The sequence below is a fragment of the Croceibacterium aestuarii genome (genome assembly GCF_030657335.1).
Lineage (GTDB): Bacteria > Pseudomonadota > Alphaproteobacteria > Sphingomonadales > Sphingomonadaceae > Croceibacterium_B > Croceibacterium_B aestuarii.
This window is the reverse complement of record NZ_CP131039.1, coordinates 1,781,271-1,799,054: the sequence shown is the minus strand read 5'-3', so window position 1 is coordinate 1,799,054 and position 17,784 is coordinate 1,781,271. Positions and strand designations below refer to the sequence as shown.

At 67.9% G+C, this 17,784-nt stretch carries 20 protein-coding genes; 9 read left to right on the top strand and 11 right to left on the bottom strand.

Annotated features, from left to right (window positions below; translation table 11 throughout):
* Positions 1–19 precede the first annotated feature (19 nt).
* Positions 20–241 carry a hypothetical protein gene (locus Q7I88_RS08800; RefSeq protein WP_305095548.1) on the top strand — a complete coding sequence of 74 codons (222 nt, stop codon included), beginning with the start codon at positions 20–22 and terminating at the stop codon, positions 239–241.
* Between the two features lie 12 nt (positions 242–253).
* Here the strand turns inward: Q7I88_RS08800 and Q7I88_RS08795 are convergent, their stop codons facing one another.
* A complete protein-coding gene (locus Q7I88_RS08795) occupies positions 254–1,282 on the bottom strand; it encodes an A/G-specific adenine glycosylase (RefSeq protein WP_305095547.1) in 1,029 nt (342 codons plus the stop codon).
* A 14-nt stretch (positions 1,283–1,296) separates the two neighbouring features.
* Between Q7I88_RS08795 and Q7I88_RS08790 the strand changes: the two genes are divergently transcribed.
* The 4 genes from Q7I88_RS08790 (at position 1,297) to smc (ending at position 6,850) form a co-directional block, all read left to right on the top strand.
* Positions 1,297–1,875 (top strand): DUF721 domain-containing protein, encoded by a 579-nt coding sequence (locus Q7I88_RS08790; RefSeq protein ID WP_305095546.1) that lies wholly within the window; start codon positions 1,297–1,299, stop codon positions 1,873–1,875.
* Entirely contained in the window at positions 1,872–2,546 is a 675-nt protein-coding gene (locus Q7I88_RS08785) for a DsbA family protein (protein WP_305095545.1), read from the top strand. The genes Q7I88_RS08790 and Q7I88_RS08785 overlap by 4 nt, the downstream gene beginning before the upstream one ends.
* Before the next feature lie 110 nt (positions 2,547–2,656).
* Positions 2,657–3,400, top strand: a complete 744-nt coding sequence (locus Q7I88_RS08780) for a thioredoxin domain-containing protein (RefSeq protein ID WP_305095544.1) — start codon at positions 2,657–2,659, stop codon at positions 3,398–3,400.
* A gap of 27 nt (positions 3,401–3,427) precedes the next feature.
* Positions 3,428–6,850, top strand: a complete 3,423-nt coding sequence (smc, locus tag Q7I88_RS08775; protein ID WP_305095543.1) for a chromosome segregation protein SMC — start codon at positions 3,428–3,430, stop codon at positions 6,848–6,850.
* A 2-nt stretch (positions 6,851–6,852) separates the two neighbouring features.
* Here the strand turns inward: smc and Q7I88_RS08770 are convergent, their stop codons facing one another.
* The 5 genes from Q7I88_RS08770 to Q7I88_RS08750 all read right to left on the bottom strand — a co-directional run bounded on the left by Q7I88_RS08770 (position 6,853) and on the right by Q7I88_RS08750 (position 11,567).
* Complete coding sequence (locus Q7I88_RS08770; protein ID WP_305095542.1) at positions 6,853–7,026, bottom strand: hypothetical protein; 174 nt, start codon at positions 7,024–7,026, stop codon at positions 6,853–6,855.
* Positions 7,027–7,114: 88 nt separating this feature from the next.
* Positions 7,115–8,908, bottom strand: coding sequence for an SLC13 family permease (locus Q7I88_RS08765; protein WP_305095541.1), 1,794 nt, complete (start codon positions 8,906–8,908; stop codon positions 7,115–7,117).
* 177 nt (positions 8,909–9,085) lie between these two features.
* Entirely contained in the window at positions 9,086–9,826 is a 741-nt protein-coding gene (locus tag Q7I88_RS08760; RefSeq protein WP_305095540.1) for a hypothetical protein, read from the bottom strand.
* On the bottom strand, positions 9,823–10,233 hold the full coding sequence (locus Q7I88_RS08755; RefSeq protein WP_305095539.1) for a DUF6152 family protein: 411 nt from the start codon (positions 10,231–10,233) through the stop codon (positions 9,823–9,825). Before Q7I88_RS08755 ends, Q7I88_RS08760 begins: the two co-directional genes overlap by 4 nt.
* 86 nt (positions 10,234–10,319) lie before the next feature.
* On the bottom strand, positions 10,320–11,567 hold the full coding sequence (locus Q7I88_RS08750; protein WP_305095538.1) for a PQQ-dependent sugar dehydrogenase: 1,248 nt from the start codon (positions 11,565–11,567) through the stop codon (positions 10,320–10,322).
* Between the two features lie 240 nt (positions 11,568–11,807).
* Between Q7I88_RS08750 and Q7I88_RS08745 the strand changes: the two genes are divergently transcribed.
* Both Q7I88_RS08745 and Q7I88_RS08740 read left to right on the top strand, forming a co-directional pair.
* Positions 11,808–12,389: an NfeD family protein gene (locus tag Q7I88_RS08745; protein ID WP_305095537.1), complete on the top strand. Its 582-nt coding sequence runs from the start codon at positions 11,808–11,810 to the stop codon at positions 12,387–12,389.
* A 141-nt stretch (positions 12,390–12,530) separates the two neighbouring features.
* A complete protein-coding gene (locus Q7I88_RS08740; protein ID WP_305095536.1) occupies positions 12,531–12,887 on the top strand; it encodes a hypothetical protein in 357 nt (118 codons plus the stop codon).
* Positions 12,888–12,893: 6 nt separating this feature from the next.
* Here Q7I88_RS08740 and Q7I88_RS08735 read toward each other — a convergent pair whose 3' ends face one another.
* The 3 genes from Q7I88_RS08735 to soxR are packed head-to-tail and all read right to left on the bottom strand — an operon-like array spanning position 12,894 to position 14,834.
* Positions 12,894–13,562: a spermidine synthase gene (locus Q7I88_RS08735; protein WP_305095535.1), complete on the bottom strand. Its 669-nt coding sequence runs from the start codon at positions 13,560–13,562 to the stop codon at positions 12,894–12,896.
* Positions 13,559–14,341 (bottom strand): polyphosphate kinase 2, encoded by a 783-nt coding sequence (gene ppk2, locus Q7I88_RS08730; RefSeq protein ID WP_305095534.1) that lies wholly within the window; start codon positions 14,339–14,341, stop codon positions 13,559–13,561. Before ppk2 ends, Q7I88_RS08735 begins: the two co-directional genes overlap by 4 nt.
* Before the next feature lie 40 nt (positions 14,342–14,381).
* Positions 14,382–14,834: a redox-sensitive transcriptional activator SoxR gene (gene soxR, locus Q7I88_RS08725; RefSeq protein ID WP_305095533.1), complete on the bottom strand. Its 453-nt coding sequence runs from the start codon at positions 14,832–14,834 to the stop codon at positions 14,382–14,384.
* A gap of 153 nt (positions 14,835–14,987) precedes the next feature.
* On the opposite strand from soxR, the gene Q7I88_RS08720 reads away from it, so the two are divergent.
* On the top strand, positions 14,988–15,359 hold the full coding sequence (locus Q7I88_RS08720; protein WP_305095532.1) for a VOC family protein: 372 nt from the start codon (positions 14,988–14,990) through the stop codon (positions 15,357–15,359).
* Positions 15,352–16,170, top strand: coding sequence for an arylamine N-acetyltransferase family protein (locus tag Q7I88_RS08715; RefSeq protein WP_305095531.1), 819 nt, complete (start codon positions 15,352–15,354; stop codon positions 16,168–16,170). Before Q7I88_RS08720 ends, Q7I88_RS08715 begins: the two co-directional genes overlap by 8 nt.
* 1 nt (position 16,171) lies before the next feature.
* On the opposite strand, the gene Q7I88_RS08710 is transcribed toward Q7I88_RS08715, so the two are convergent.
* Complete coding sequence (locus Q7I88_RS08710) at positions 16,172–16,756, bottom strand: SOS response-associated peptidase (RefSeq protein WP_369426038.1); 585 nt, start codon at positions 16,754–16,756, stop codon at positions 16,172–16,174.
* A 30-nt stretch (positions 16,757–16,786) separates the two neighbouring features.
* Positions 16,787–17,701 (bottom strand): 4-hydroxybenzoate octaprenyltransferase, encoded by a 915-nt coding sequence (ubiA, locus tag Q7I88_RS08705; protein ID WP_305095529.1) that lies wholly within the window; start codon positions 17,699–17,701, stop codon positions 16,787–16,789.
* Positions 17,702–17,784 lie beyond the last annotated feature (83 nt).

Below are 17,784 nucleotides of genomic sequence, written 5' to 3'. Positions count from 1 at the left end.
TGTTGCCCATATAAGACACATGCTCAACCTGCTCTCGATCATCACCGGGATCGTCGCGCTGCTGCTGGCCATCCCCTCGACCATCCCGCTGCTCGGCTGGGGCAACTGGTTCGTCCTCCCGATTGCCGTCGTCGGCATCGGCCTCGGCGCTCTGTCGAGCAGCAATGGCGGACGCAACTTTTGCCTCATCGTCTTCGCCATCGCCGTCGTGCGGCTGATGCTCGGCGGAGGGATCATCTAGCGCGACACGCGCCTACGCCGAAGCCAACCGCGCCGCCTTGGCGAACAGGGTCGGCAGCCCGGCCTCCTCGATTTGCGCGACTGGCCACCATTCGCCATCGCCCAGCGCTTCGAAGCTCTTGCCGGCATAGATTGCCAGCCCGAGTTCGAGGTCGAAATGGGTGAAACCGTGGCGCACCACCCCGCCAGCACGCCAAGAGCCGCGGATCGGTGCCTCGCCAGAGCCATCGCCGCCGGCCGCCCAGCCATCGTCGGGCAGCGCGCGCATCCCGCCAAGCATGCCCTTGCCGGGGCGCCGGACAAGCCAGACGTGCCCCTCGCGCTCAATCCAGAACGCGGTGCCCTGGCGCTGTGGCTTGGGCTTCTTCGCCGACTTCACCGGCAATCGCGCCGGGTCGCCAGTCGCGCGCCCCTCGCACTCGGCGCTGAGCGGGCAGAGCAGGCATTTGGGAGCGCGCGCGGTGCAGATCGTGGCGCCGAGGTCCATCATCGCCTGGGCGAAGTCGCCCGAACGTCGATCCGGCGTGATCGCGTCGGCCCGTTCGCGGATCGCCTTGCGTGCGCCGGGCAGCGGTTCGCCGATCGCGAAGAGCCGCGCGACGACCCTCTCCACGTTGGCATCGACCACGACGGCGCGCTGGCCGAAGGCGATCGCCGCCACCGCCGCGGCGGTGTAGGCGCCCAGCCCCGGCAGCTTACGCAGCGCATCCTCGCTGTGCGGAAAGCCGCCCATTTCCGAAACTTGCCGCGCACATTTCACGAGGTTTCGCGCCCGCGAGTAGTAGCCAAGGCCCGCCCAGGCGGCCATCACGTCCTCTTCCGGCGCGGCGGCGAGCGCCTCGACGCTTGGCCAGCGTTCGGTGAAGGCCGCGAAATACGGCGCGACCGCCGCGGTGGTCGTCTGCTGCAGCATGACCTCGGAAAGCCAGACCCGGTAGGGATCGGCAGCGCCGCCGGCCGGGGGCACGCGCCACGGCAGGCTGCGCGCGCTGCGGTCGTACCATTCGAGCAGTTTTTCGGAGACGGCGGCAGTGGAAGTCACGCCCCGCCTATGGCATGGCCGCGGCGACCATGGGAAGCGACAGCGACAAACCGAAACGGCCGGCCAAGGCGGCAACGTCGAAGGCCAAGGTCTATGAACGGCCGCGCGGCGGACCGGCGCGCCCCGTCGCCGACCTCGTGCCGCAAATCGGCCGCGCCGCTTTCCGCCGCTTCGGCTTCGTACAGAGCTCGGTCGTCACCCGCTGGCCGGAAATCGTCGGTGAGCATCACGCCAAGGTCTGCATGCCCGAATCGATCCGCTTCCCGCCGGGGGAGAAGAGCGAAGGCATCCTGCAACTCGTCGTGCTGCCGGCGCACGCCCCGTTGATCCAGCACGTCATTCCCGAGATCATCGAACGGGTGAATCGCTTCTTCGGATACAAGGCTGTGTCGCGGGTCAAGATGCGCCAAGGCGAGGTTAAGCCCCCGTACAGTGGCAATCGGGCTCAAGAGGCAGCGGCGGCGCCCCCGTCGCTCAAGCCGATTCCCATGGAACTGGGGGATTCGCTGCGCGACATCGGCGACCCGGAATTGCGTACGGTGCTGGAATCGCTCGCCCGCAGCCTGGGCGACAAGGAGGATCGAGAGGGATGAAGAAGTACCTGCTGGCTGCCGTGCTGGTCGCACTTGCGCCGCTGGCCGCCGTTTCGGCACAGAACTGGCTCGGCACCTATGCCGTGACCGCGGCCGGGCACCGGATGGGCAATCCCGACGCACCGACCAAGCTGGTCGAATATGTCAGCTATACCTGCCCGCACTGCGGCGAATTCTTCAAGGAAGCCGACGCGCCGATCAAGCTGTCGCTGGTCCAGACCGGGAAGGCCTCGGTCGAAGTGCGCAACGTCATCCGCGACCCGGTCGACCTCGCCGCGGTGGTGCTGGTCAACTGCGGCGACCCGTCGAAGTTCTGGGGCAATCACGACATGTTCTTCGCTCGTCAGGACAAATGGACCACCGCCTGGCAGCTGACGCTGCCCTCGCAGCGGCAGCGCTGGCAGTCGGGTGCGCTCGGCGCCAGGATGCGGGCCATCGCGTCGGATCTCGATTTTTACGGGATGATGGAAACGCGGGGGTATAGCCGCGCCCAGGTCGACCGCTGCCTGAGCGACGAAACGGCGATCAAGGCGCTGGCCGACAAGGCGGACGCCGCAGCGCAGGCTGACGGAGTGAATTCCACGCCGAACTTCCTGCTCAACGGCAAGCTGCTCAAGGGCGTCTACACCTGGGACCAGCTTCAGAAGGTCGTCGCCGCACCGAACAACTGACCCCGCGGGGCACAAGCCTGTGCAAAAGGAGCGCGCGCAAGGTTACCGCGCTTTGACGCCCGGCCCCACTGGGCTAGCCTCCCCATCCGTATCCAGCTGACAGGCCTGCCATGACCATGTTCCGACGTTTCGCCCTTGCCGCCCTCCTCGCTGCCGGCCTCACCGCCTGCGGCGGCGACAAGACCGACGACGCGACCGCCGTTTCCGAAGCGATCGCCCCGATCCCTGCGCCCAACGGCGGCAGCTGGCTCGACGTCGCCACGGTGACGCCCGAGGGCGGGCACCAGATCGGCAACCCGGACGCGCCGGTGAAGCTGGTCGAATACGCCAGCCACACCTGCCCGCACTGCGCCGAATTCGACGCCGAGGCCGGTGAACCGATCAAGAACAAGTACGTCGCCAGCGGGGTCGTCAGCTACGAGCTGCGCAACCAGATTCACGACGCCATCGACCTGACCATCGCCCGCCTCGCCCGCTGCGGCAACGATCCGTCGGCCTATATCCCGCTGTCCGAGCAGGTGTGGCAGAACCTGCCGCAGATCGTCGCCCCCGTGCAGCAGAACCCCGAACTGATGCAGAGCGCCATGACGCTGCCGGAGAAACAGCGCTTCCCCAAGCTGGCGCAGGATCTCGGGCTGATCGACTTCTTCGCGGCGCGCGGCATCCCCCGCGACCAGCAGCTGGAGTGCCTTTCGGACTTCAAGAGCCTCACCGAGATCGCTGATCGCTCGGAAAAGCAGTCGGAGGAGCTCAACGTCACCGGCACCCCGACCTTCTTCATCAACGGCCGCAATCTCGGCACGCTGCGCTGGTCGGAGCTCGAGGCCAACCTGCAGAACGCCGGGGCCCGCTGACGCGGCGCCGGGGAAACGCGAGCGGCCATGCAGTTCAGGAAGCTCAAGCTCTCAGGCTTCAAGAGCTTCGTCGAACCGGCTGAGCTGCGCATCGAACCCGGGCTGACCGGCGTCGTAGGTCCGAACGGCTGCGGCAAGTCGAACCTGCTCGAAGCCATCCGCTGGGTGATGGGTGAAAACTCGCCCAAGTCGCTGCGCTCGGGCGGAATGGACGATGTCATCTTCGCCGGCACCGCGCAGCGCCCGCAGCGCGACTTTGCCGAGGTCGTGCTCGACGCCTTCGCCGCCGACGGAGAGGAACTGCAGGTCACCCGCCGGATCGAGCGCGGCGCGGGCAGCGCCTATCGCGTCAACGGACGCGACGTGCGCGCCAAGGACGTTGCGCTGGTCTTCGCCGATGCAGCCACCGGCGCGCACAGTCCCGCGCTGGTCAGCCAGGGCAAGATCGCCGGGGTGATCGCCGCCAAGCCGGCCGAACGCCGGATGATGCTCGAAGAGGCGGCAGGAATCGCCGGACTTCACGTCCGCCGCCGCGATGCCGAGGGCAAGCTGCGCCAGACCGAGGCCAACCTCGCCCGGCTCGAAGATCTCATGGCCGGGCTCGACAGCCAGATCGCCAGCCTGCGCCGGCAGGCGAAGCAGGCCGAGCGCTACAAGGCGCTGTCCGACCAGATCCGCGTCGCCGAGGCGCGGCTGCTGTTCGCGCGCTGGCGCGATGCCGCCGCCGCTGCCGAGGCGGCGCGCGAGCAGGCGCGGCTGGCAGACGGCCAGGTCGATGCGGCCAAGGCCGCTGCAGACGCCGCGCAGAAGGCACAGGCGGCGCTCGCGGAAAAGCTCGCCGAGGTGCGCGACGAGCTCGCCGACCGCCGCGATGACGCCAGCGCCCACGGCCACCGCATGGCGGCGCTTTCCAGCCAGCTCGAAGCGGCAGAGGAGCGGCTCGCCGACCTAGACCGGCAGAAGCAGCGGCTGGAAGAAGACCGCGGCGATGCCGACCGGCTGACCGGCGATGCCGCCGAGGCGATGAAGCGGCTGCAGGGCGAGCTCGAAGCCAACGAGCGCGCCTTGGCCGAGAACGAGGCGCGCCGCCCCGCCATTGCCGAGGAAACCGAAGAAGCCGAGCGCGCCGGCCGCGCTGCCGAACTGGCGCTGGCCAAGGCGACCGCAGACCACGCCGGGGTCGAAGCCGAATGGCGCGTGGCCGAAGCCGAAGTGGCGCAGGCCCAGACCCGGCTCGATCGTATCGCCGCCGAACTGCGCCGGCAGGACGAGGCGCGCGCGGCGCTGAACGGCGAAGGCGATCCCGCCGAGGCCGTGGCAGAGGCGAAACGCTCAGCCGAAGCGGCCGGCCAGGCGCTGACCCGGCTGCGCGCGGACCTCGAAGCCGGGCAGGCCCGCAAGGAAACGCTCACCGAGAAGCGCGAGGCGGCATCGAGCGCGCTGTCCTCTGCCAAAGCGGAACTGGCCGGTATCGAGCGTGAATACAACGCGCTGGCGCGCGACCGCGAGGCCCGCGCGCGGCAGGCCGCCAACAAGCACGGCCTGCCCGCCGCACTCGACAGGGTCGGCGCCGCCAGGGGCTACGAGCGCGCGCTCGCCGCCGTGCTGGGACGCGACGCCAAGGCGCCGCTTGGCCAGCCGGGAGCGGACAGCGAGGGGCGTTTCTGGACCGGCTCCGCGGCTCCCGCGAAAGTCGCCGACAGCCTCGCCGACCATGTCCCGTCGTGCCCGCCCGAACTCGCCGCCCGACTGGCGCTGGTCCACGTCGTGGAGAGCGACGACGGGCGCTCGCTCGGCCCAGGCGAATGGCTGGTGACCAGGGCCGGAGCGCTGCGCCGCTGGGACGGCTTCGTCGCCCGCGGCGAAGGCGCTGCCGAAGCGGCCCGGCTCGAGGCTGAAAACCGCTTCGCCGACCTCGAAGCCGAACTACCTGCGTTGCGCGAAGCGGCGAACACTGCGGAAACGGCCTGTTCGGCGGCAAGCGAAGCGCTTCATGCGCTGCAACGCGAGCTCGTCGGAATGGAGCGCGAGGTCGCCCAGGCCTCCGAGCGCGAACGCCAGGCGCTGCGCGCGCTCGACCAGGCCGAGGCGGCGCGCGAGCGGCTCGCGTCGCGGCTCGAACAGCTCGATGCCCACGCCGCCGACCTCGCCGAACAGCGCGCCGCGGCGGAGAAGGACCTGGCCGCGGCGCAGGACAAGCGCACCACGCTGCCCGACCCGGAGAGCGGCCGCGCCACGCTCGAGGCCGCACGCGCCAGGCACGAAGCCGCCCGCACCGCGCTGCAGGCGGCGCTCGCCGCACTCGCCGCGCACGATCAGGCACTGGCCGTGGCGCGCGAACGGACCGGGGCGCTGCGCGCCGACATGAAGGGCTGGGAAGCGCGCGCCGGGGACGCCGCCCGCCGGCTCGCCGAGATGGAGCGCCGGTTCGAGGAAATCGCCGAGGAACGCGCAGTGGTTGCAGCAAAACCCGCCGGACTGCTGCGCGAAATCGAGCAGGGCGATGCGGTGCGCCGCAGGCTCGGCGAAGAGCTCTCCGCAGCCGAGGCCGCCGTGGCTGCCGTCGGCGAAGAGGTCAAGGCGGCCGAAGCTGCCCTTGCCGAAGCGGCGGAGGCGCTTGCGGCGGCGCGCGAGAACCGCGCGGGAGCCGCGGCGCGCGCGGAGAACGAGGAACAACGCCGCGAGGAAATGGCACGCATTTCGGGCGAACGCTTCCAGTGCCCGCCGCCGCTGCTCGCGGGGCGTTTCGAATTCGATCCCGAGGCGATCGGGGATTCGTCTGGCGAGAGCGAGGAAATGGACCGCCTCGTCGCGGCGCGCGAACGGATCGGCCCGGTCAACCTCGTCGCCGCCGACGAACTGGCCAAGCTGGAGCAGGAACACGGCGCCAGCGTCGAGGAGCAGGCCGAGCTGGCCGAGGCGGTCAACCGGCTGCGCGGCTCGATCGGCAATCTCAACCGCGAGGGCCGCGAACGGCTGCGCAGCGCCTTCGAGGCGGTCGACGGCCACTTCCAGAAGCTGTTCACCCGGCTGTTCGAAGGCGGGAGTGCGCACCTCGCACTTGTCGATTCCGACGATCCGCTCGAGGCGGGCCTGGAAATCTACGCCCAGCCCCCGGGGAAGCGCCTGACCTCGCTCAACCTGCTCTCGGGCGGCGAGCAGGCGCTAACCGCAACGGCACTTATCTTTGCGCTGTTCTTAACCAATCCGGCACCAATCTGCGTGCTCGACGAGGTCGACGCGCCGCTCGACGACGCCAATATCGATCGCTTTTGCGACTTGCTCGACTCGATGGTCCAGGAGACGCAGACCCGCTACCTCATCGTCACCCATAACGCGGTGACCATGAGCCGCATGCATCGCCTGTTCGGGGTAACGATGGTCGAGAAGGGCGTCAGCCGCCTCGTCAGCGTCGATCTCGGGGAAGCCGAACTGCTCGCCGCCGAATAGCGTCAGCCGCCGACGACCATCGCCGCCACTTCATCGACGGTGCCGGTCACCACCAGCGGGGAACTGCCGACGATGCCGACCGTGGTCTGGCCGTGCTCGGCCGAACGCAGCCAGGCGATGTTCGAGGCGACGACGAGATAGTTGCCGCCGCGGGACTTGAGCGAAACGAATTTCATTGCGGGTGTCTCCTGACCCTCTGCGCATGGGCCACCCGGCTCTCTATTCGATTAACGCAGAGCCACAAATCGCTGGCAACCGCGCTCGTCACAGCGGCCAGAGCAGCGGGATGGCGATCATCGTGACGATCGCCACCACGACCGTCAGCGGCGAACCGAACCCCAGGAAATCGGCAAACCGGTAGCCACCGGCGCCATAGACCAGGGTGTTGGTCTGGTAGCCGATCGGCGTCAGGAAACTGGCGCTGGCGGCGAACATCACCGCGATCACGAACGGGCGCGGGTCCGAGCCGAGCGCCACCGCGAGCTTGATGGCGATGGGGGTGACGACCACGGCGACGGCGTTGTTGGTGACCAGCTCGGTCAGCAGCAGGCTGAGGAGGTAGATTGCCGCCAGCGCAACCCAAGGCGAGAATCCCCCGAGCGCGGGAGTGACTGCGGCGACCGCCGTTTCGACCAGTTCCGCCTTCTCCAGCGCAGTACCGATCGCCAGCATGGCGACGATCAGCGCGATGATCCGCCAGTCGACAGCGGCAAAGGCCTCTTCGGGCTCGATGCAGCGAGTGACCAGCACGACCGCGACGCCGAGCGTCACGAGCGCCGGCAAGGGCAGGATGTCGATCGCCGCCCCGGCGACGATAGCCACCAGCGCCGCCAGCGCGATCGGCGCCTTGGCGGTGCGGAAGCCGCGCGCCTTGGGTTCGGCCAGGTTGAGCAGCTTCTCGCTTTCGACGAAGCGGTCGAGATCCTCGCGCTCCCCTTCGAACAGGACCGTGTCGCCCGGCTCGAGCGCGACGTTCTCGAATCGCTCGCGCAGGTTGCTGCCGCGGCGGTGCAGCGCGATGGGGTGAACGTTGTAGCGGCGGCGGATCGCCAGGTCGGAAAGTCTGTGGCCGACGATCTGCGAATCCGGCAGCAGCAGCGTTTCGATGACGGTCGAGGTGCGGCTGGTCAAAGCGATCAGGTCGGGCTCGTCGGCCGATCCGGCGAGCCGCATGCTGGCGCTCTCCTTGATCGTCAGCAGATCCTTGGCCGGGCAGCGCAGGATGAGCACATCGCCGCTCTGGAGCACCGTATCGGCGAGGTTGTCGCGCATGGAATGGGCCCCGCGGATCAAGTCGATCAGACGCCTGTCACCGCGGCTGAAGGCGGAAATCGTCGAAGCCGCCTGGCCGATGAAGGCTGAGCTGTCCTCGATCGCCACCGAAACGGTGAAGCGCTTGTCGTCGCTTGCATCGACCAGCGAGGCCACCGTGGGGCGCACAGGCAAGAGAGACCGCGCGACGACGAGATAGGCGAGGCCGGCAATCGCCACGATGATTCCGACCGGGGCGATTTCGAAGATCGAGAAAGGCGCGAGCCCCGCGTCGCGCGCGACGCCGTCGACCAGCAGGTTGGTCGACGTGCCGATAAGCGTGCAGGTTCCGCCGAGGATCGCGGCGAACGAAATCGGCATAAGCAGCTTCGACGAGGCTTCGCCGAGCTGCTTGGCCAGCACCATGCCGACCGGAACCATCATCATCACCAGCGGCGTGTTGTTGGTGAAGGCCGAGAGCACGGCGACAAGCGCCAGCAGCATCGCCACCGCAGTGCGCGGCGAATCCTTTGCCCGCTGAGTCACCATCCGCGCGAAGTCGTCGAGCAGACCCGTCCGCACCAGCGCCGCCGAGACGATGAACATCCCGGCAATGGTCAGCGGCGCCGGATTGCTCAGCGACGCGAGCAGGTCGTCGGCCGTCAGGACGCCGAGCGCGAGCAGCAGCGCGACCGCTGCGATGGCTACGACTTCCGGCGGCCTGACCTCGAAGGCGAAAGCGAGCAGCAGGAGAACGAGGACCGCGGCAACCACCAGCGGCAGGTACGCACCGGCGACAAGAACCATGAACGCCTCCCTCGCAGTCCGGCCCGTGCGCCACTACGGTCGGCACGTTGCGGGAGTACATAGACGGCGCAGCGCGGCGCGTACGCTGATTTCTGCGACGGAACCGAGAAACTTTTCTATTTCGCCGGGCAGCGCGGCCGGACGCTGCCTCGCCTCCGCCCGATCGAGCCTCCCCGCCTACTGCCCCTCGCGCTTGACCACATCGTCGATGCGGATCGCCCCCGGCTCGCCCTCGCGCGGTTGCAGGGCATTGTCGCGATTGCCCTCGTTGCAGATGTACTCGCTGATCTCCCAGTCGTTGCGCAAGTTGTAGAGATAGCGCCGCCAGATCGGCCGAGTGAGGTATTCGGGGTCCTCGTACTTTGCGATGACCTGCAGCGTCTTGCCGCCGTCCTGAAGCGAGTAACGTTCGACGAGGCTGGCCTTCTCGGATTCAGGCAGCCCGCTGGCGCTGAGCCAGGCCTTGCCGTTGAAGTTGGCGGATTCGACCACCAGCTCGTTACCATCCCAGTGGCCGACCGCGTGGCCCATGAAGCGCGTGTCGGCATCCGGGTCGGGGTGGCCACGCCCGTCGAGGTAGACGATGCGGAACACCGTGTCGGCCTCGAAAAGGTTGACCAGGCGGCTGCCCGTCTGGACGATTTCCATCGGATAGGGATAGCCGAGGTGTCGCGGCAGCGAAGGCAGGCACTGCGCCCCGGGATCGTAGGCGATGTGCACTTCGGCGATCGCCGCGAGGCCCTTGGCGTTGAGGTACTCCTCGGGCTTCATCTCGCGAAAGTTCTCGTCGTTGTCGCGGCTCGCCGAGCGCTCCGAGATGACCCACAGGCCGGAGAAGTCGGGATGCTTCGCCTCTTCGGCCGCGGCGGCGGGCACGGCGCAGCAGGTCAGCGCAAGAGCGGCCAGCAGTCGCCTCACTTGCGGTTCTCCTCGTTGGTGTCGACCGCGGCCGGGGTATCGGCATAGAGCGTGCGCCCGTCCTCGAACTCGACCAGTTCGATCGCCCCGCCGGGTTGACCGCTCTTGAGCGGAAATATCGTCAGCGTGACCTTGTCGCCTGGCTTGAGCGTCTTGCGCGTCCAATCGCGGCGGGCGAGGATATTGGGGCTGCGCCCTTCGAGGCCCCACTCGGTGACCTTGCCGCCGGGCCCGGGCACGAGGATCTGGATCCAGGTGTGCGGGTTGACCCACTGGAATTCCTTGATCGTGCCCGCGATCTTGATCGGATGGTCGCGATCGAACATCGCGAAGCTGTGGTGCGACCAGGCCGGTCCCGCGAGGGCCAGGGCGGCCGCGGCAGTGGTGACGGCGGCAACGCGTTTCATGTCCAGCGATCCTCTCCCGCTTCTTCTCGGCAATTAGTTATCCAAGATAACTATTCCGTCAAGCCAATGGGCACGCTCAAGCGCGTCTAGTCCGCCGGGACGATCCGCAGAATGCTCCCGTCCTTCTGCTCGACCGCAAGGTAGATGAAGTCGTCGGGCCCCTGCTTCACGTCGCGGATGCGCTGGTGAAGATCGTAGAGCAGCGTTTCGCGGCGCAGTTCTTCCATGTTCTGGTTGACCAGGATGCGTTCGAGATGGCCGGTGCCGGGGATCTCGCCGGTGCGTAGCGCGCCGACGAAGATGTCGCCCTTCCACTTCGGCAAGGCGTCGCCGGTGTAGAACATCAGGCCCGAGACGGCGATGGCGGGCATCCAGTAGACCACCGGGGGTTCGAACACCTCGTGACCCGGGCGCCCGCCCGATTGCCACGGCCCGGGATAGTTGCGCCCGAGGCTGACGAAGGGCCACCCGTAGTTCGTGCCAGGCTTGATGAGGTTGATCTCGTCGCCGCCGTTGGGGCCGTTCTCGCTCTCCCACACTGCGCCGGTCTGCGGGTGGATCGCCAGCCCCAGCGCGCCGCGGTGGCCGTAGGAATAAACGTCCTTGCGCGCGAAGGCGTTGCGCAGGAACGGGTTGTCGTCCGGGATCGAGCCGTCGGCGTTGATGCGCAGGACCTTGCCGCCGACGGTGCCGAGGTTCTGGGCATCGGGGCCAGAGGTCGTCAGGAACAGCGTGCCGTCCTGCCCGAAGGCCAGCCGCGTCATGCCTCCGGCGCCTTGTGGCGCGTTCCAGACATCGGCGAAGTTCTCGATCCCCTCGCCATTCCAGTGCCCGCGCCCCACGGCCATGTGACGTCCCGCGCCGTCGGGCTTGTTGTAGGCGATGTAGATCAGGCCGTTGCTGGCGAAATCCGGATGCAGCACCACGTCCATGTAACCGTGCGAGGTCCCGGCATCGCCGGATTCGCCCGAGAAGACTGCATCCGGCCCGCCGGGGATGAGCCGGGTGCGTTTTGCGCCGGGCTCGAGCAGATGCAACTCACCCTTGCGCGTCGCGATCAGCATGGCGCGATCGGGCAGGAAGGTCAGCGCCATCGGGTACTCGATATCGCGCGCGACCACCTCGACGCGAATGTCCATTCCTTCGGCGGTGCGATAATGGAACGGGCCCTTTGGCAGCGGGTTGTCGGCAATCCCGGTCGGCGCGACCGGATATCCGCCGGGCGACATCTCCACCTTGTGCTGCGCCGCGGCCCCGGCGCTGAATATGCTTGCCGCCAGCACTACACATGTTGCGCCGACTCGCGCCTTCAGGCTCGCTCGAAGATTTCGCATTTCACCCCCTCCCATCCCCTTGTTCGAACCGACATATCACAAGCGCTGGCCAAGGCGGAATACGATCGGCCCTGGCGATGAAACCTTTGAAACTTGGCGAAGAGTCCGGAGCTCGCCGTTTCGTGGGAGATTTGCGGGCGAAGGGCGCTGGCGTGGAACCGGAGTCCGTTTGCGGAATTCTGGTGCCGCCCACTGCCCGCTTCCCCCCTATGGGGCGGCAGTCTTCGTTCTGGAGGACCAATGGCAAGAGACGATCTTTCTGCAGTACAAGCCGACCCGCACATCCCCCCGGTCTCGCTTCTCGGGGAAGTCACCGATGAGAGCGTTCGTACGCTGATCGAGCAGTTGCGCGACGCCGAGAAGCAGGGGGAAGATCCGGTCACGGTCGAAATATCGACGCTCGGCGGAGACGCCGAAGCCGCCCGGCGCATGGTCCTCGAAATCGATCTCGCACGCCAGCGGCTGGCGCCGCGGCGACTGCTGTTCCTCGGCAAGACCACGGTCTATTCTGCCGGCGTTACGCTGATGGCGGGCTTTCCGCGTGAGGATCGCTTCCTGACCCGCGACACCATGCTGCTGATCCATTGTCGCCAGCTCGACGAGACGCTCGAGATTTCCGGCCCCTTGCGGGGCAGTCGGGCGAAGGTGCAGGCTCTGCTTCATCAAATCGACATCGGCGTGAAGCTCGAGGTCGAGAACTTTCAGCGCCTTATAGAGGGAAGCGACGTGACGATGGACGAGCTCCTCGAGAAGGCGCTCTACAATTGGTACGTCCCGGCCGAGGTCGCGCTCGAGCGCGGTCTGGTCGCCGGGTTGATCTGAACGCGCCGCAGCCCGCACTTCCGCGCACCTTGCACCGGCCGGTCCGTCGCCACGTGCTTGCTGCGCCGGGGTGCGGCTTGGGCGATTGCCAGCCCGCCGCCGTCCGCGTACCCTCGATCCGGCAGGCGACGGGGAGCTTTCATGGACGGCGACGCCAGAATCCCGATCCTTTCCAGCGACGACGTCGCCATTGTTGCCGCAGCAGCGAGCGATGGCCACGGGAACGCCGTTACCGCCGAAGAGGACGGCAGCCTGCGGATTGTCCTGCCTGTTGCCGAACCATGCAACTCGGCTGCGCAAGGCGAAATAACGGTTTGCGCCGCAGCGCCCGAGCTCAACGCCTCGGTCGAAGCGCCGCCCGAAAATCCCGCGCCGTCCAACCCCTTGGAAATCCGCCTCGGCAAGAATGCGACGCTCGGGCCGCAGGTGGGCCCGGCGCAAGGGGCCATGGGCGGAAGCGGGGTCGAAGCGAAGGTGACCCTGCGGATCGTCTTCTGAGTCGCGCTAGCGACGCGCGAACCAGATCGTGTGCTTGGCGCCCTTGCCGTTGCTTCGCGCGCGTACCTGGACTTCCTCGACGCCAAAGCCGGCGCGGCGCAGGCGATTGGCGAAGACGGTATCCTTCGCCGCCGACCAGATCGCCAGCACGCCGCCCGGGCGCAGCGCGGCCTTTGCCGCGGCCAGCCCTTCGCGCGAATAGAGCCGGTCGTTGTCGGCGCGGACCAGCCCGTCGGGGCCGTTGTCGACATCGAGCAGGATCGCGTCGTAGGCGTTCCGCCCCTTGGCGATCTGCAAGGCGACGTCGCCATGGAGCAGCGTGACGCGCGGATCGTCGAGGCAGCCGGCGGTCAATTGGGCCATCGGCCCGCGCGCCCAGTCGATGATCTCGGGCACCAGCTCGGCCACCGTCAGCCTGGCGTCGGGTCCGAGCACCGCGAGCGCCGCGCGCAGGGTGAAGCCCATGCCGTAGCCCCCGACCAGCCAGTGCTGGTCCTTGCGACCTTCAAGCCGCTCGGCGGTCATCGTCGCCAGCGCCTCTTCCGAGCCGCTCATCCGGCTGTTCATCAACTCGTTGCGGTCGAGCACGATCATGAAGTCGTCGCCGCGCCGCACCAGCCGCAGCTCCTCGCCGCCGGGGACCTGCGCGGTATCGAGCTGTTCGAGCGGGATCATGTCTCCGGCCGGAAATCGGGCAGCGGTTCGATCACCCCGAAGCTCTCCTCGTGCGGCGCCCCCTCGAGCGGCGGCAGGGGGACGCGTTCGGGCGGGACGCACCAGTCGGGAATGCGGTCGATCAGGTCGCGGATCAGCGTCAGCCGGCCCTGTTTCTGGCTGTTGAAATCGACCAGGGTCCACGGCGCGTTGGCGGTGCTCGTCGCCTTCAGCATCGTCTCGCGGGCGCGGGTGTATTCGTCGTACATCTCGCGCGCGGCGACATCCATCGGCGAAAGCTTCCAGCCCTTGAGCGGATCTTCGTGGCGCTCGGCGAAGCGTTCCTCCTGCTTTTCCTGGTCGCAGGTGAGCCAGTACTTGAGGAGAATGATCCCGTCGTCGGTCAGCAGCTTCTCGAACACCGGCGCGGCGGCGAGGAAGGCCTCGACCTCGGCCTCAGTGGCAAAACCCATGACCTTCTCGACCCCCGCGCGGTTGTACCAGCTGCGGTCGAACAGCACGATCTCGCCGGCGCTGGGCAGGTGCGCGACGTAGCGCTGGAAGTACCATTCGCCCTTCTCGCGCTCGTCGGGTTTGGGCAGCGCGGCGACGCGGACCTGGCGCGGGTTGAGATGCTCGCGGATCGCCCCGATCACGCCGCCCTTGCCGGCGCTGTCGCGCCCTTCGAACAGCACGACGATGCGCACCCCGCTCTCCGCCACCCAGCGCGCGAGGTCGACCAGCTCGCGCTGCATCGCCTTGAGCGCGCGCTTGTAATCCTTCTTGTCGAGCTTGCTCATCGCGCGCTTCTGGCCCCGCCGCGAAGGCGTGGCAAGTGCGCTAGTCGAGCACCAGCCGCGGGCCGGTGGCGCCGCTGGCGCCCATCTTGTCGCCCTTGTTGTAGAGTCCGCACTTGGTCAGGCTCAGGCAGCCGCAGCCGATGCATTCGTCGAGCTTGGCGCGAGTCAGGGTAAGGAGCTCGATCTTCCGGTCGATCGCCTGGCGCATCTGCTGGCTGATCTGGCGCCAGTCGCGCGGCGTCGGCGTGCGGCCCTGGGGCAAGAGCGAGAGCTGTTCCTCGATCTCGTTCAGCGAGAGACCGAGGCGCTGGGCGATGAGCACGAAGCTCACCCGCCGGATATCCGAACGCAGGAACCGCCGCTGGTTGCCGCTGGTGCGGATTGCCTGCAGCAGGCCCTTGTCTTCGTAGAAGCGGATGGCCGACACCGCGACGCCGGTGCGGGCGGATAGCTGGCCGATGGTGATGACATCGTCCTTGGTTAGCGACCCCATGACGTTCACGCCCCCGATCCTCCATCCCGCAAACCCGCTTGACCTCAAGTTATCTTGAGGTTGCATAAACGCAAGCGTCTCGATTCGCCCGCCTCGGCAACGCGGCGAGAATTGGACACAAAGGTAGACCTGAGATGAACGAAAGGGCCCTACATGCCCCAAGGCACGATGGAACATGCAAATCTGACGGTGAGTGACATCGAGCGCTCATCGTACTTCTTCCAGCGATTGTTCGGCTGGCACGAACGCTGGCGCGGCGCGGCAATGAATGGCGGAGAGACGATCCACGTCGGCAACCACTCGACCTACCTCGCGCTCTACACCGATCGGCAGCCGCACGAGCGCTTCGCCAAGGGCGCGCCGCTCAATCACATTGGAATCGTGGTCGACGATCTCGACGCAGCCGAAAGGATCGTGCTGGGCGCCGGCCTGGAAACCTTCAATCATGCCGACTACGAGCCCGGCCGGCGGTTCTACTTCTTCGACTGGGACGGCATCGAGTTCGAGGTGGTCAGTTATGAGTGAGCTCACCGAGTACCTTGCGCGGATCGGCCACACCGGGCCGGTCCGCCCCGGCCTGGCGACGCTGCAGGCGCTGCACCGGGCGCATGTGCGGGCGATTCCGTTCGAGGCGCTCGACGTGCAACTGGGCCTCGTCCCGTCGATGGAGCGCGAGGCGATCTTCGACAAGCTGGTGCGACGGCGGCGAGGCGGCTGGTGCTACGAGATGAACGGGCTGTTCGGCTGGGCGCTCGAGCAGATCGGCTTTACCGTGACGCGGGTGTCGTGCGGGGTGATGCAGCACGTCGGCGGCGAAGCACGCGCGGGCACCCACCTCGCGCTGCTGGTCGAGGCCGACGGCGGGACCTGGCTGGCCGACGTCGGCTTCGGCAGCTCGCTCGGCGAACCACTGCCGCTCGTCGTGGCGGAACATGCGCTGCTGCCATTCACAGTAGCCCTTTCGCAGCCGGGCGACGCGCAATGGCGCTACACTGAGTACGAAAATCCCGACGGCTTCTCGTTCGATTTCTCCGCCGCGCCGGCGGACGAGGCGTTGCTCGCCGCCAAGTGCCGGTGGCAGGCGACGGCCCCGCAATCCAACTTCGTGCAGAATTTCGTCGCCCAGCGGCGCGTCGGCGACAGCCGCATCGCGCTGCGCGGCAAGGTGCTGAGCGAAGTCGGCCCTTCGGGTCGAAGCAGTCGCGAACTGATCGATGCGGGCGAGTTCGTCGCCGTGCTGCGCGGCAGCTTCGGGATTGACGAACCACGCGCCGCATCGCTGTGGCCGAAGATCGAGGCGCGCCACGTCGAATTCCTCGCCGAGCAGGCAGCCTGAGCTAGCGCCGCCCCGCCCAGGGTTCCGCCGTTCGGTCGAGCGCCAGCGCGCCCGGCCAGGGGCGGCACACGGCGAAGGCCTCTTCGGGGGAGGCGTTCGTCCACGCGGCCCTGTCAGCGGACGCCACGATGACCGGCATGCGGTCGTGCAACCCATCCATGTCGACGCAAGCTTCGGTCATCACCATCGAATAGACCTCGCCCCATTCCTCGCTCCAGCGCCAGATCCCGGCGACGGTAAAGGTCTCTTCGCCGGGCACCGTCACCCAGGTGCGGGTCTTGCCGCCCTTGGGGCCCTCGGCCTCGGCGAACGCTTCGAGCGGGATCAGACAGCGGCGCGAGACGAAGCTCGCCTTCCAGAACGGACTGGAGAGCTTGTCGGTGCGGGCGTTGTTGATCGGTCTCGGCTTGAGCAGCTGCCCGCTCTTGCCGCGCGCGGCGAGCGGAAAGCCCCAGTGCATCGTCTGCACCCTGCCCTCGGCGACGACCACGCCGGGATAGCCGGGATAGACCTCACCGCCGGCATTGCTGCCGGCCGCGACATCCGCCTCGAACAGCCGGGCGATCTCGTCGACCGTCTTGGTCATCCGGTAGAGGTTGCACATCGGGCCCGGAACCTAGGCGTTGCCGACGACAAAGCACGCCGCCGCGACAAGCGCCCCGGCGTAGCGATTCGAGCGGAACCGGGCGAGCGCATTGTCTGCGCTCTCCGGGTCGAGCGTCAGGCCCTGCCACAGCAGGTGCGCGGCGGCCGGGGCCAGCGCGAGCAACCCGATCCAGTCCCACCGCAGCAACCAGAAGGCGAGACCCCACAGCGTGAGCGCCAGGCAGTAGAAGGCGATCACCCCCGCCTTCACGTTCTCGCCCAGCCGGAGCGCACTCGACTTGATGCCGACCAGCGCATCGTCTTCGCGGTCCTGGCAGGCGTAGATCGTGTCGTAGCCCATGCACCAGAAGAACGCCCCGGCGTAAAGCGCCAGCATCGCCTCGACATGATCGGAGCGCAGTGCCATCCAGCCGACCAGCGCCCCCCAGGTGAAGACCAGCCCGAGCCAGGCCTGCGGCCACCAGGTGATCCGCTTCATGAAGGGATAGGCGGCAACCAGCGCCAGGCTGGCCAGCGCGACCAGCTGCGCTTGCCAGCGCAGTTGCAGCAGCACGACGAGACCGACGGCGCAAAGCGCCAGCAACCAGCCCCAGGCGGCCTTCGGGCCGACCCGCCCGCTCGCCACCGGCCGCACCGCGGTGCGCGCCACCTGGCAGTCGAGGTCGGCATCGACGATGTCGTTGTAGACGCACCCCGCTCCGCGCATGGCGACCGAGCCGAGCAGCAGCCAGGCGACCAGCGCCAGTTGCCACCCTGCTCCCGCCAGCCAGACGCCCCAGGCGCAGGGCCAGAACAGCAGCCACCAGCCGATCGGCCGGTCGAACCGGGCCAGCATGGCAAGATCGCGCAGCGGCTGCGGCAATCGGGCGACGAGTCCGCGGTGCTCGCTGTCGGGGGTGATGGTTTCGGGCGGCGCCGGGATCATGCGATCCGCTCTGCTGTGTGCGGGGCGCCAGCGCAAGTCTTGCCACGGGCCGGTGATCGACTAGCCTGGAGCAAAGGGGGAAC

What these genes read in the sequence shown, in the direction of transcription:
- Q7I88_RS08790 (WP_305095546.1), top strand. Translation starts at nt 1,297, where the DNA reads ATGGCCGCGGCGACCATGGGAAGCGACAGCGACAAACCGAAACGGCCG.
- Q7I88_RS08765 (WP_305095541.1), bottom strand. Translation starts at nt 8,908, where the DNA reads ATGGTTCTTGTCGCCGGTGCGTACCTGCCGCTGGTGGTTGCCGCGGTC.
- Q7I88_RS08750 (WP_305095538.1), bottom strand. Translation starts at nt 11,567, where the DNA reads ATGCGAAATCTTCGAGCGAGCCTGAAGGCGCGAGTCGGCGCAACATGT.
- Q7I88_RS08720 (WP_305095532.1), top strand. Translation starts at nt 14,988, where the DNA reads ATGCCCCAAGGCACGATGGAACATGCAAATCTGACGGTGAGTGACATC.
- soxR (WP_305095533.1), bottom strand. Translation starts at nt 14,834, where the DNA reads ATGGGGTCGCTAACCAAGGACGATGTCATCACCATCGGCCAGCTATCC.
- Q7I88_RS08740 (WP_305095536.1), top strand. Translation starts at nt 12,531, where the DNA reads ATGGACGGCGACGCCAGAATCCCGATCCTTTCCAGCGACGACGTCGCC.
- Q7I88_RS08735 (WP_305095535.1), bottom strand. Translation starts at nt 13,562, where the DNA reads ATGATCCCGCTCGAACAGCTCGATACCGCGCAGGTCCCCGGCGGCGAG.
- Q7I88_RS08770 (WP_305095542.1), bottom strand. Translation starts at nt 7,026, where the DNA reads ATGAAATTCGTTTCGCTCAAGTCCCGCGGCGGCAACTATCTCGTCGTC.
- smc (WP_305095543.1), top strand. Translation starts at nt 3,428, where the DNA reads ATGCAGTTCAGGAAGCTCAAGCTCTCAGGCTTCAAGAGCTTCGTCGAA.
- Q7I88_RS08710 (WP_369426038.1), bottom strand. Translation starts at nt 16,756, where the DNA reads ATGACCAAGACGGTCGACGAGATCGCCCGGCTGTTCGAGGCGGATGTC.
- Q7I88_RS08800 (WP_305095548.1), top strand. Translation starts at nt 20, where the DNA reads ATGCTCAACCTGCTCTCGATCATCACCGGGATCGTCGCGCTGCTGCTG.
- Q7I88_RS08780 (WP_305095544.1), top strand. Translation starts at nt 2,657, where the DNA reads ATGACCATGTTCCGACGTTTCGCCCTTGCCGCCCTCCTCGCTGCCGGC.
- ppk2 (WP_305095534.1), bottom strand. Translation starts at nt 14,341, where the DNA reads ATGAGCAAGCTCGACAAGAAGGATTACAAGCGCGCGCTCAAGGCGATG.
- ubiA (WP_305095529.1), bottom strand. Translation starts at nt 17,701, where the DNA reads ATGATCCCGGCGCCGCCCGAAACCATCACCCCCGACAGCGAGCACCGC.
- Q7I88_RS08785 (WP_305095545.1), top strand. Translation starts at nt 1,872, where the DNA reads ATGAAGAAGTACCTGCTGGCTGCCGTGCTGGTCGCACTTGCGCCGCTG.
- Q7I88_RS08715 (WP_305095531.1), top strand. Translation starts at nt 15,352, where the DNA reads ATGAGTGAGCTCACCGAGTACCTTGCGCGGATCGGCCACACCGGGCCG.
- Q7I88_RS08745 (WP_305095537.1), top strand. Translation starts at nt 11,808, where the DNA reads ATGGCAAGAGACGATCTTTCTGCAGTACAAGCCGACCCGCACATCCCC.
- Q7I88_RS08755 (WP_305095539.1), bottom strand. Translation starts at nt 10,233, where the DNA reads ATGAAACGCGTTGCCGCCGTCACCACTGCCGCGGCCGCCCTGGCCCTC.